The sequence below is a fragment of the Thermodesulfobacteriota bacterium genome (genome assembly GCA_040756475.1).
Lineage (GTDB): Bacteria > Desulfobacterota > Deferrisomatia > Deferrisomatales > JACRMM01 > JBFLZB01.
Map to the genome: position 1 here is coordinate 1 of JBFLZB010000003.1, position 11,951 is coordinate 11,951.

General features: G+C 70.7%; 11 protein-coding genes. 5 read left to right on the forward strand and 6 right to left on the reverse strand.

Features of this window, described 5'->3' with window-relative positions:
* Nucleotides 1–39: 39 nt before the first annotated feature.
* The gene (locus AB1578_00745; GenBank protein MEW6486428.1) at nt 40–1,734 is read right to left on the reverse strand and encodes a glutamine--tRNA ligase/YqeY domain fusion protein; all 1,695 of its coding nucleotides are present in this window, start codon (nt 1,732–1,734) and stop codon (nt 40–42) included.
* Between the two features lie 187 nt (nt 1,735–1,921).
* Between AB1578_00745 and AB1578_00750 the strand changes: the two genes are divergently transcribed.
* A complete protein-coding gene (locus tag AB1578_00750) occupies nt 1,922–2,101 on the forward strand; it encodes a hypothetical protein (protein MEW6486429.1) in 180 nt (59 codons plus the stop codon).
* An 18-nt stretch (nt 2,102–2,119) separates the two neighbouring features.
* Here the strand turns inward: AB1578_00750 and AB1578_00755 are convergent, their stop codons facing one another.
* The 5 genes from AB1578_00755 to AB1578_00775 form a co-directional block, all read right to left on the reverse strand.
* Nucleotides 2,120–3,313, reverse strand: coding sequence for a DNA polymerase IV (locus tag AB1578_00755; protein ID MEW6486430.1), 1,194 nt, complete (start codon nt 3,311–3,313; stop codon nt 2,120–2,122).
* Nucleotides 3,314–3,363: 50 nt separating this feature from the next.
* Nucleotides 3,364–4,134, reverse strand: coding sequence for an MBL fold metallo-hydrolase (locus AB1578_00760; GenBank protein MEW6486431.1), 771 nt, complete (start codon nt 4,132–4,134; stop codon nt 3,364–3,366).
* Nucleotides 4,135–4,343: 209 nt separating this feature from the next.
* Nucleotides 4,344–5,279: an SDR family oxidoreductase gene (locus tag AB1578_00765; protein MEW6486432.1), complete on the reverse strand. Its 936-nt coding sequence runs from the start codon at nt 5,277–5,279 to the stop codon at nt 4,344–4,346.
* A 67-nt stretch (nt 5,280–5,346) separates the two neighbouring features.
* A complete protein-coding gene (locus AB1578_00770) occupies nt 5,347–6,678 on the reverse strand; it encodes a nucleotide sugar dehydrogenase (protein MEW6486433.1) in 1,332 nt (443 codons plus the stop codon).
* A gap of 26 nt (nt 6,679–6,704) precedes the next feature.
* Complete coding sequence (locus AB1578_00775; protein ID MEW6486434.1) at nt 6,705–7,673, reverse strand: NAD-dependent epimerase; 969 nt, start codon at nt 7,671–7,673, stop codon at nt 6,705–6,707.
* A gap of 190 nt (nt 7,674–7,863) precedes the next feature.
* Between AB1578_00775 and AB1578_00780 the strand changes: the two genes are divergently transcribed.
* The 4 genes from AB1578_00780 (at nt 7,864) to coaBC (ending at nt 11,941) form a co-directional block, all read left to right on the forward strand.
* Nucleotides 7,864–8,397, forward strand: coding sequence for a nitroreductase (locus AB1578_00780; GenBank protein ID MEW6486435.1), 534 nt, complete (start codon nt 7,864–7,866; stop codon nt 8,395–8,397).
* The gene (locus AB1578_00785) at nt 8,394–9,824 is read left to right on the forward strand and encodes a phosphoglucomutase/phosphomannomutase family protein (protein MEW6486436.1); all 1,431 of its coding nucleotides are present in this window, start codon (nt 8,394–8,396) and stop codon (nt 9,822–9,824) included. The genes AB1578_00780 and AB1578_00785 overlap by 4 nt, the downstream gene beginning before the upstream one ends.
* A 52-nt stretch (nt 9,825–9,876) precedes the next feature.
* On the forward strand, nt 9,877–10,497 hold the full coding sequence (locus AB1578_00790; GenBank protein MEW6486437.1) for an MBL fold metallo-hydrolase: 621 nt from the start codon (nt 9,877–9,879) through the stop codon (nt 10,495–10,497).
* Between the two features lie 184 nt (nt 10,498–10,681).
* Nucleotides 10,682–11,941 (forward strand): bifunctional phosphopantothenoylcysteine decarboxylase/phosphopantothenate--cysteine ligase CoaBC, encoded by a 1,260-nt coding sequence (gene coaBC / locus AB1578_00795; GenBank protein ID MEW6486438.1) that lies wholly within the window; start codon nt 10,682–10,684, stop codon nt 11,939–11,941.
* Nucleotides 11,942–11,951 lie beyond the last annotated feature (10 nt).

Here is an 11,951-nt window from a genome sequence, read left to right on the forward strand (position 1 = left end):
GCGCACACCGGGCCGCTCCGGGGCATCCTTGTGAGGCGGCTAGGGTTTGGCGCCGCCCGCGATCTTGCCCCAGGGGTCCTTGAGGGTCACGGTCCGGTTGAATACCGGGGCGTCGGGGCGGGACTCGGGGTCGCAACAGAAGTAGCCCAGGCGCTCGAACTGGACCCGATCGCCGGGGGTCGCTTCGGCCAGGGAGGGCTCCAGGCGGCAGTCGCGCAGGCGCTCGAGGGACGCGGGGTTGAGGTCCGAGAGGAAGTCCCCCGCCCCCCCGGGGTCCTCGCTTCGGAAGAGGCGGTCGTAGAGGCGCACCTCAGCGGGGACCGCGTGGGCAGCGGAGACCCAGTGGATGGTGGCCTTGACCTTGCGGCCGTCGGGGGCATTGCCCCCAAGGGTGGCGGGGTCGTAGGTGCAGCGCACCTCCGTCACCCGCCCCGCTCCGTCCTTCACCACCCCGGTGCATTGGACGAAGTAGGCGTACCGAAGCCGCACCTCGCGGCCCGGGGTGAGGCGGAAGTACTTGGGAGGCGCTTCCTCGAGGAAGTCTTCCTGCTCGATGTAGAGCACCCGTGAGAAGGGAACCTTGCGGGTGCCGGCGCCCGGATCCTCGGGGTTGTTCACCGCGTCGAGCTCCTCGACCATCCCTTCCGGGTAGTTCTCGATGACGACCTTGAGGGGGCGCAGCACGGCCATGCGCCGGGGGGCCGTGCGGTTGAGCTCGTCGCGAACACAGTGCTCCAGGAGCGCCAGTTCCACGGTGCTGTCGCGCTTGGCGACCCCGATCCGGGTGCAGAACTCCCGCAGGGCCGCGGGTGGGTACCCGCGCCGCCGCAGTCCCGAGAGGGTGGGCATCCGGGGGTCGTCCCACCCGTTCACGTGCCCCTCCTTCACCAACTGAAGGAGGCGGCGCTTGCTCAGGACGGTGAAGGTGAGGTTGAGCCGGGCGAACTCGATCTGCTGGGGAGCGAAGATCCCGAGCTCCCGGACGAACCAGTCGTAGAGGGGGCGGTGGTCTTCGAACTCCAGGGTGCAGATGGAGTGGGTGATGCCCTCGATGGAGTCGGACTGGCCGTGGGCCCAGTCGTACATGGGGTAGAGGCACCAGGCATCGCCGGTGCGCGGGTGGGCCGCGTGGAGGATGCGGTACATGACCGGGTCGCGCAGGTTCACGTTGCCCGACGCCATGTCGATCTTGGCCCGCAGCACCCGGGAGCCGTCGGGGAACTCGCCGGCCCTCATGCGCTCGAAGAGCGCCAGGTTCTCCTCGGGCGACCGGTTCCGGTAGGGGCTCTCCCGCCCCGGCGCGGTCAGGGTGCCCCGGTGCTCGCGGATCTCGTCGGCGGAGAGGTCGTCCACATAGGCCTTGCCCGCCCGGATGAGCGCCACCGCCCAGTCGTAGAGCTGCCCGAAGTAGTCGGAGGCGTAATAGATCCGCTCGCTCCACGAGAACCCCAGCCAGCGCACGTCCTCGACGATGGCGTCGATGTACTCCTGCTCTTCCTTGGTGGGGTTGGTGTCGTCCATCCGCAGGTTGCACCGCCCTCCGAACTCCTCGGCCAGGCCGAAGTTGAGGCAGATGGACTTGGCGTGGCCGATGTGGAGGTAGCCGTTGGGCTCGGGGGGAAACCGGGTGTGCACCCGGCCCCCGTGCTTGCCCGATGCCACGTCGGCCGCGACGATTTCGCGGATGAAGTTCGAGGGCGCCCCGCCCTCGTCCGCCCTTCTCTCCTCGCCCATCCCCACATCCTCCTCTCGCCGGCCGTGGCGCACCCGGGGCCCCCCGCGGCGCCGATTCTCGTACACGATGCCTCCCCGCGTCCAGGACGCGCACGCGGGCCGCTTCGTCCAACCGTCTCCCCGGGTCAAGGCTCCGCCCCCCGGAGCCGATACGTGCCTCCAACATGCTCGTCCCCTGGAGGCCCCCATGACACCGAACGACCGCCGCCGGCTGCGGCGGGCGCTGCACCGCAAAGCGGGCGGTCTGCTCGCCTACCTTCTCGCCCTCACCGCGGCCCTGGCGCTGTTCCTGGGGAGCCTCCACTCCTGCTCCGAGGGCACGGAGGATGTACAGGAGACCGGCGTGCGCATCGTGGAAGACCGGTAGCGGGCGCGGCGCAGGCCGTCACCCCCTGGGCTTGGGCTCCTCCACCAGTGCCGCTCGAGTGACGACCCCGGCGCCGAAGCGGGCCTCCAGGGCGTCCACCGCCCGGAAGAGCTCCCGGCGACGCCCACCCCCCGGAGCCTCGAAGAGGCCCAGCTGCACGCTGCCCTCCCCTTCCGCCCGCAGTCGGGTCGCCGTCACCCCCACGAGCCGCACGCGCCCGCCGCTGCGCGGCACCCGGTCGAGCAGCGCGAGAACCTCCCGGTAGAGCTCGTCCCCCAGGTCGGTCGGGCGCGCGAGAACGGCCGACCGGGTGCAGCTGGCAAACCGCTCGTCCCGAAACTTCAGGGTGACGCCGCCGGCGCGCAGCCGACGCCGCCGCAGCCTCCCGGCGACCCGGTCCGCCAGGGCGAGCAGGGCGCGCCGGACCACCTCCGGGTCGTCCACGTCCTCCTCGAAGGTGGTCTCGGCGCCCAGGGACTTGGCCGCCTCGCCCGCCTCCACGGGCCGATCGTCCTCTCCCCGGGCCAGCGCCGCCAGGTGCTCGGCGCCCTCCCCCAGGAGCCCGGCCAGGTCCCGGGGCCGGAGCCGGGCCACGTCGCCGATGGTCCGCAGACCCACCCCCATCAGGCGCTCGGCGGTCTTCGGGCCCACGCCCCAGAGCCGCCCCAGGGGCAGGGGGGCGAGAAACGCCCCGGCCGCGCCGGGGGGCACCACCACGAACCCGTCAGGCTTCTCCAGGTCGGAGGCCACCTTGGCCACGAACTTGTTGGGGGCGACCCCCACCGAGGCCACCAGACCCAGCTCCTCCCGCACGGCATCTTTGATCCGGCGGCCGACGGCCGCGCCCTCGCCGAAGAGCCGTTCCGACCCCGTGACGTCGAGGAAGGCCTCGTCGATGCTCAGGGGCTCCACGCAATCGGTGTAGCGGCGCAGCACTGAGAACACGGCCTCCGAGATCTGTGCGTAGCGCTCGAACCGGGGGCGCACGAAGACCGCGCCGGGGCAGAGCTTCCAGGCCTGGGAGATGGGCAGGGCCGAGCGGACCCCCGCGGCCCGGGCCTCGTAGGAGCACGCCGCCACCACCCCGCGCCCCCTGCCCCCCTTGGGGTCGGCCCCCACCACCACGGGGCGGCCCCGGTACGCCGGGTGGTCGCGCTGCTCCACCGACGCGTAGAACGCGTCCATGTCCACGTGGAGGATGGTGCGGGCCATGCTCGGACGATAGCGCGAAGACGGCGGCGGGTCGAGGAGGAAACACCCCCTCAGAAGCGATAGACCTGGCCTTCCCGGGCAAAGCGCAGGCGGCCGGTGCGGCCCCCCTCCTCGTAGGCGCGCCAGTCGTCGGCGTAGTGCACGAGGAAAGTGCGCTCCTGATCCTCGGGGGAGAGGGAGAGGAGCTCGGGGAGGGTGGCGTGGATGTGGGCGCCGTTGGTGGCGAGCTGGCAGTCGTGGAAGACGGCGGCGCAGCCGGCGCCGTAGCGGGCCAGGTTGCCCCGGTGGAACCGGGAGTCGCAGGTCAGGAGCGCCGCGCCGCCCGTGGCCCGGTCGTCGAGCCGAAACCCCCAGCTCGGCCGCCCCGGCACGTGGGGTGTGGGAAAGGGGGTGACCCGAACGCTTCCCAGCTCGAAGGGCTGGGTCCCCTCCAGGGGGCGCACGTCGAAGTAGGTGTCGAGGCCGGCCTCGAAGAACCCTCCCCCGGGCTGCCGCAGGCGCTGCCCCATGCCCGCCAGGAGGGCGTGCTCCCAGAGGAACGGGAGCACGTTCTCGGGCACGTGGAGCACCGGGCGCTCCCCCCAGGCGAAGTATCCGGTGAAGCCCAGCTCTTCGAGGCCCCCGATGTGGTCGGCGTGCAGGTGGCTGACCACCACCCGGGCCACCTGGCGCAGGCCGATCCCCAGGGCCCGCAGGGCCCGGGACGCCGTATGGCCCGCGTCGACGAGAAAGGGCTCGCCCCGACCCGGCCGCACGAGGAAGTTGGTCTGGGAAAGGGTCTTGGCAAAGGCCTCGCCCACGCCCAGGGGGACGATCTCCATGAACGCTCCGAGACGGCAGTATGCCGCGTTCCTATCGGATCGGCCGAAGCACGTCCAAAGTCAAGGGGGTTCTCCCCCGGAGAGTCAACCCAGGGGCCACGGGGGGCGCGTTGCGCGTGGCGTGTGGCGGGTTGGCGGGCCGATGGGACCTATGGGACAGAGGCGAGGAAGGCCGGATTCTTCACCCTTCACCCTTCACCCTTCACCCGTCACAGGTTCTCCCGATACCACCCGATGGCCTCCTCCAGGCCTCGGCGGACGTCGTGGGAGGGCTCGTAGCCGAGAAGGCGGCGGGCGGCGCCGATGTCGGCCAGGCTGTGGCGCACGTCGCCCGCCCGGGCAGCGGCGTAGACGGGGTGCCGGTCGCTGCCCAGGAGCCGCGCGATCTCCCGGTAGAGCCCGTTGAGGCTGATCCGCTCCCCGCACGCCACGTTGAAGACCTGGCCGCAGGCTTCGCGCGGAGCCGTGCAGGCCTTGAGGTTGGCCTGCACCACGTCGGCCACGTAGGTGAAGTCCCGGGTCTGCTCCCCGTCTCCGTAGATCTCGGGGGAACACCCCGCCAGCAGGGCGGAGACAAACCGCGGGATGACCGCGGCGTAGGCGCCCGACGGGTCCTGGCGGCGCCCGAAGACGTTGAAGTACCGAAGGCTCACCGTCTCGAGGCCGTAGAGCTCGGAGAAGAGCCGGCAGTACTGCTCCCCGGTGAGCTTGGTCAGCGCGTAGGGGGAGAGGGGGCGGGGGGCCATGGTCTCGACCTTGGGCAGGGTCGGGGTGTCCCCGTAGGCCGACGAGCTCGCCGCGAACACAAACCGCCTGGCTCCCGCGTCCCGGGCCGCCAGGAGCATCTGGAGGGTGCCCGTGACGTTGCACTCGTTGGAGAGGAGCGGGTTGGCCAGGCTGCGGGGCACCGAGCCCAGGGCCGCCTGGTGGAGCACGTAGTCCACCCCCTCGCAGGCCCGGGCGCAGGCCTCCGGGTCCCGCACGTCGCCCTCCAGGAACTCGGCCGCCTCCAGACCCCGCAGGTTCTCCCGCTTCCCGGTCAGGAAGTTGTCGAGCCCCCGCACCGTCTCCCCCCGGGCGAGCAGGGCCTCCACGAGGTTCGAGCCGATGAAGCCGGCGGCGCCGGTGACGAGGAAGCGCGGCATTTGGACTCCGTGACGGGTGACGGGTGACGGGTGACGAGTCACGGGTGACGGGTCACCCGTCACCCCTTTACAACGACCAGTAGTACAGCCCCAGGGCCTGGGCTTCGGCCCGGGAGTAGGCCATCTTCACGTCGGCAAACACGCCCCGGCCCCCGAATGGGCCGGAGCCGGGCCGGTAGAAGCCCTGGAGCCTCTCCAGGGTGAGCTCCCGGAAGGCCCGGTGGCTCACGGCGGCCACGATGGCGTCCACCGGACCGGCCTCCTCCAGCGCCAGGGGCCGCAACCCGAACTCGTGCTCGGCCTCGGCCGAGTCCACGAGCGGGTCGTGGGCCACCACGTCGACGCCGTACTCCCGCAGCTCGGCGATCACGTCCGCGACACGGGAGTTTCGAAGATCCGAGACGTTCTCCTTGAAGGTCAGTCCCAAAATCAGCACCCGGCTGCCCTGCACGGCCTTGCCGCAGCGGATCAGGCCCTTGACCACGTTCTCGGCCACGTGCTTGCCCATGCCGTCGTTGATGGTCCGGCCGGCCAGGATCACCTGGGGCTGGTAGCCGAGCTCCTGGGCCTTGTGGGTCAGGTAGTAGGGGTCCACGCCGATGCAGTGGCCGCCCACCAGGCCCGGCGTAAACGGCAGGAAGTTCCACTTGGTGCCCGCGGCCCGCAGCACCTCCCGGGTCTCGATCCCCATGCGGCCGAAGATGACCGAGAGCTCGTTCATGAGGGCGATGTTGAGATCCCGCTGGGTGTTCTCGATCACCTTGGCGGCCTCGGCGGTCTTGATGGTGGGCGCCCGGTGCACCCCCGCCTCGACGACCAGCTCGTAGACCCGGGCCACCCGCTCCAGCGTCGCCGCGTCCTGGCCCGCCACCACTTTCACGATGCGCTCCAGGGTGTGCTCCCGGTCGCCGGGATTGATCCGCTCCGGGGAGTAGCCCACCGTGAAGTCCACCCCGCACCGAAGCCCCGACGCCCGTTCCAGGATGGGAACGCACACCTCCTCGGTGACCCCCGGGTAGACCGTGGACTCGAAGACCACGGTGGCGCCGGGCGAGAGGTTCGCCCCCACCGCCCGGGAGGCCGCCTCTACGGGGGTGAGGTCGGGGCGCTTGTGCCGGTCGATGGGGGTGGGCACCGCCACCACCACGAACCCGGCGCGGCGCAGGTCCCCGGGGTTGGTGGTGTACTGGATGCGGCCCGCCTCCACCTCGGCCTGGCTGAGCTCGCCGGTGGGGTCGATCCCCCTTCGCAGCGAGGCCACCTTGGCTTCGTTCACGTCGAAGCCGATCACCGGCACCTTCTTCCCAAACGCCACGGCCAGGGGCAACCCCACATACCCCAGCCCCACCACCGCCAGGCACGCCTCCCCGCGGGTCAGTTTCTCGACGAAATCGGACATGGATGTCTCCTCTAGCCCTTCACTTTTCACTCTTCACGCCCCACGCCATGATACTCCCGATACCACTCCACGAACCGCGGGATGCCCTCCTCGATGGGGGTGGTGGGCTCCCAACCCAGGAGGCGCCGGCTCCGGGCGACGTCCGCGCAGGTGCGGGGCACGTCGCCGGGCTGCATGGGCAGGAGATTGCGCCGGGCCTCCTTCCCGAGCGCCCGCTCCAGCACGCCGATGAAGTGTTCCAGCCGCACCGGGCGGTGGTTGCCCAGGTTGAGCACCTCGTCCCCCAGGGGGCGGTCCAGGGCAGCGAGCACGCCCGCCGTGATGTCGTCCACGTAGGTGAAATCCCGCTCCATCTCCCCCCGGTTGTACACGTCGATGGGCTGCCCCTCGAGGATCTGGCGGGTAAACGAGTACAGCGCCATGTCCGGGCGCCCCCAGGGCCCATAGACCGTAAAGAACCGCAGCCCCGTCGCGGGCAGGGCATAGAGGTGGTGGTAGGTGCGGGCCATGAGCTCGTTGGCCACCTTGGTGGCGGCGTACAGGCTCACGGGGCGGTCGACCCGGTCCTCCTCGGAAAAGGGCACCTTCTCGTTGGCCCCGTACACCGAGGAAGACGACGCGTACACGAGATTTCCCGTTCCCCGGTGGCGACACGCTTCGAGCACGTGGAGGAATCCCATGAGGTTCGCGTGGCCGTAGACCACCGGGTTTTCCAGGCTGTAGCGCACGCCCGCCTGGGCGGCCAGGTGGCAGACGGCGTCGAAGGGCCCGTCGTCGAAGGCCCGGGCGAGCCCGGCGGGGTCGGCCACGTCGGCCCGGTGAAACGAGAATCCCTCCCGGGGTGCCAGCAGCGCCAGGCGCGCCTGCTTGAGGCGCACGTCGTAGTAGTCGTTGAGGTTGTCGAGCCCTACCACGCGATCGCCGCGCCGCAGGAGCGCCCGGGCGACGTGGAACCCGATGAATCCGGCAGCGCCGGTGACGAGGTAGCGGGCCATGGAGCCTTCCTGGGGTGCCGTGAGCAGACGACCGGCGGGATAGTAGCAGAGGCCGGCGCGCCCGATCCAGGCGAAACCCCCGGAACGCTTCGGGAAAGCGCGGCTTTCTTGACCCTCTGGAATCGCGGTTGCTATACTGCGCCGTTCTTCTCTGGCCGCCTCTTGGCGGCAGCCTCTCGGCAGGGGGTTCATGGATCTTTTCGACGCCATCCGGTCCCGGCGCAGCGTGCGGGCCTTCCGCCCCGACCCCGTGCCGGGAGAGCTCCTGGAGCAGGTGCTGGAGGCGGCCCGCTGGGCTCCCTCGGGGCTCAACAACCAGCCCTGGCGGTTCCACGTGGTGCGAGACCCCGCGGTGCTCGAAGGGCTCGCGGGCCTCACCCGCTACGGCCACGTGCTGCGCTCCGCCCGGGCGGCGGTTGCCGTGTTCCTGGACGGCGAGGCCTCCTACCACCGGGACAAGGACTGCCAGGGGATCGGAGCGTGCCTCCAGAACCTTCTCCTGGCCGCCCACGGCCTCGGGCTGGGCGCTTGCTGGCTCGGGGAGATCCTCAACCGCCGGGAGGAGGTGGAGCGTCTCCTGGGCGCCCCCGCCGCCTGCGAGCTCATGGCGGTGGTGGCCCTGGGGTTCCCCGCACGGGAGAACCAGGGACGAGGCGAGCGCCTGCCCCTGGAGCATTTGATCGTGGGCACGAGCCCGCCCCCCCCGCCCCTGGAGGACGCATGAAGACGGCCATCGTGAAGTTCGGCACCTCGGGCTGGAGAGCGGTGCTGTGCGACGACTTCACCTTCGAGAACGTCCGGGTCGTGGTGCAGGCCGTCGCGGACCACCTCAAGGCCGGAGGGCTCGACGAGCGCGGCGTCCTGGTCGCCCACGACAGCCGGTTCCTGGGGCCGCGCTTCGCCCAGGTGGCGGCCGAGGTGCTGGCGGGCAACGGTCTCAAGGCCTTCCTGCCCGACCGCGACGTTCCCACCCCGGTGGTCTCCTTCGACATCCTGCACCACCAGCGGGACGGCGCGCTCAACTTCACCGCCTCCCACAACCCCCCCGAGTACAATGGCATCAAGTTCAGCCCCGCCTGGGGTGGGCCCGCCCTGCCCGAGACCACCAGGGACATCGAGGTGCGGGCCAACGCGGGCATGGCCCGGGGCGAGTACCGCCGGCTCGGCTTCGAGGAAGGCCGGGACCAGGGGCTCATCGCCTCCCACGACCCGCGCCCCGCGTACCTGGACCGCCTGCGGGAGCTCGTGGACTTCGACCGCATCCGGGCTGCGGGGCTTCGACTGGCCCTGGATCCCCTCTTCGGGACGGCCCGCGGGTACCTCGACCACCTCCTGGCCGAGGCGGGATGCGAGCTCCACATGGTGCACGACTACCCCGACCCCCTCTTCGGCGGGCGACCCCCGGAGCCCAGCGAGGCCCACATCCCCGAGCTCATCGACCTCACCGCACGGGATTCGGGCATCCGGCTGGGCCTGGCAACCGACGGCGACGCCGACCGCTTCGGCATCGTGGACGCCGGCGGCCGGTACCTGGAGCCCAACTATTTCCTGGCGCTGCTCTTCGACTACCTGGTGCGCGACCGGGGCTTCGAGGGGGGTGCGGCCCGCAGCGTGGCCACGACCCACCTCCTGGATGCGGTGGCGCGCGACCTGGGCCGCGCAGTCCACGAGACCCCGGTAGGCTTCAAGTTCATCGGCGACCTGATCCGCAAGGGCCAGGTGGCCCTGGGGGGCGAGGAATCGGCCGGGCTCTCGATTCGAGGCCACGTGCCCGAGAAGGACGGCATCCTGGCCTGCTGCCTGGCGGCCGAGATGGTGGCCCGGCGGGGCAAGACTCTCTTCGCCCAACTGGAGGAGCTCTACGCCCGGGTGGGCCGGGTGCTCACCCGCAGGGTCAACCTGCACCTGACCCCGAGCCAGGAGCAGGCGCTGGCCGAGAAGCTCGCCCGGCCGCCCGCGTCCTTTGCCGGCCGAGGGGTCACCGAGACCGTGACCCTCGACGGCCACAAGTTCCTCCTGGAGGGCGGCGCCTGGCTCCTGGTGCGCAAGTCCGGCACCGAGCCCGTGGTACGCCTCTACCTGGAGGCTGCGGACGATCCGATCCTGGACGAGCTCACGACCGCCGGCCGGGACTGGATCCTCTCCGCCTAGCGTTCACCCTTCACCCTTCACCCTTCACTCTTCACCCGTCACGAGGCCCCCCATGATCCTCGATATCCATCCCGTCGGCATGATCCAGGCCAACTGCTACATCCTGGGGGACGAAGAGACCCGGGAAGCCGTGGTGATCGATCCCGGCGGCGACACCCCCATGCTGGTGCGGTCCCTGGAGACCCGCCGGCTCAAGCCCGTGGCGATCCTGGCCACCCACGGCCACTTCGACCACGTGGAGGGACTCGCCGCGCTCAAGCGCGCCACCGGGGCTCCGATCCACGTCCACAAGGGAGACCTGCCCCTGATCCAGGGTATGGCCGGACAGGGGCTCCTCTTCGGCGTGCGGGTCGAGGCGGCCCCGCCCCCCGACGCGTTCCTGGAGGACGGCGACGCCGTGCCCTTCGGCGGGCACAGCCTCCAGGTGCTCCACACCCCCGGCCACTCCCAGGGCTCGGTGAGCTACCTGATCGACAAGAGCGTCTTCGTGGGCGACCTCCTCTTTGCAGGCTCCATCGGGCGCACCGACCTCCAGGGGGGAGACTACGACACCCTCCTGCGCTCGGTGCGCGCAAAGATCTTCACCCTGCCCGACGACACCGTGGTCTACCCGGGCCACGGCCCCGCCACTACGGTGGGTACCGAGAAGCGGTCGAATCCGTTCTTCCGGTAGGTCAGGATCGTGAGACGTGAAGCGTGAGACGTGGAGCGTGAACCGTCTTCCGAAAGCGCCGAGGTACCGCACGTGAGACAAGCGACTCGCAGGATCGCCACCCCCCTTCCCACCGCCTGTTTCAAGCTGCACGCCCGAGGATGGGCGTTTCACCTCTCACGCTTCACGTTCGGCCGGCACTGACATGCTCAGAGACCGTGAGATCATCCTCGGGGTCGCGGGGGGCATCGCCGCCTACAAGAGCGTGCTCCTGTGCCGCGACCTCACCCAGGCAGGCGCCAACGTCCACGTGGTGATGACGGAAAATGCAACCCAGTTCGTCACGCCGCTCACCTTCCAGACCATCTCGGGAAATCCCGTCACCCACCAGCTCTTCGCCCTGTTTCAGGGGTCGGAGATCGGCCACGTGACCCTGGCCGACCGCGCCCACGCCATGGTGGTGGCGCCCGCCACGGCAAACCTCCTGGGCAAGGTGGCCAACGGCATCGCCGACGACTTCCTCTCCACCATGATCATGGCCACGCGGGTGCCGGTGGTCTTCGCACCGGCCATGAACGTGGTGATGTGGGAGAGCCGGGCGGTACAGCGAAACGTGGCACTGCTGGGCGAAGCCGGCTACCACCTGGTGGGGCCGGTACCCGGGGAGCTGGCCTGCGGCGTCACGGGCAAGGGGAAGATGGCCTCGCCCGCAGAGATCATCGACGCCCTCGAGATCATCCTCTCCCCCAAGGACCTGGCCGGGGAGCGCGTGCTCGTCACAGCGGGGCCGACCCTGGAGCCCATCGACCCGGTGCGGTTCATCTCCAACCACTCGTCCGGGAAGATGGGCTACGCCCTGGCCCGCGCCGCGGTGCGCCGGGGGGCCCAGGTCACCCTGGTCACGGGGCCCACGGCGCTGGCGTCCCCCCTGCACGTGCGCGTGGTGCGCGTGACCACCGCGCGAGAGATGCACGAGGCGGTGCTGCGGGAGGCGCAGGAGGCCACGGTCGTCCTCAAGGCGGCGGCGGTGTGCGACTGGCGGCCCACCGCCTCGGCCGCACAGAAGATCAAGAAGCGGCAGGGCAGCCCCCCCTCCCTTCTCCTCGAACCCAACCCCGACATCCTCCGGGACCTGGGGGTACACAAGCCCCCCGGGCAGCTCCTCATCGGATTTGCCGCCGAGACCACCGAGCTCGAGGCCAACGCCCGGGCGAAGCTCGCCGAGAAGAACCTGGACGCGGTGGTGGCCAACGACGTGACCGCTCCGGGGGCGGGGTTCCTGGTCGACACCAACGCCGTTCGCATCTTCACGGCCGACGGCGCCGAGATCGGGGTACCCCTCACCACCAAGGAGCGCGTGGCCGACCGGGTGCTGGGCGTGGTGGTAAAGCTGCGCACCGGTTCCCAGAAGCAGGTGTGGGAGCCCCCGGCGGAGCCCTTGAGATTCTGGCCGGAAGAGCCGTGAAGGATCCAAC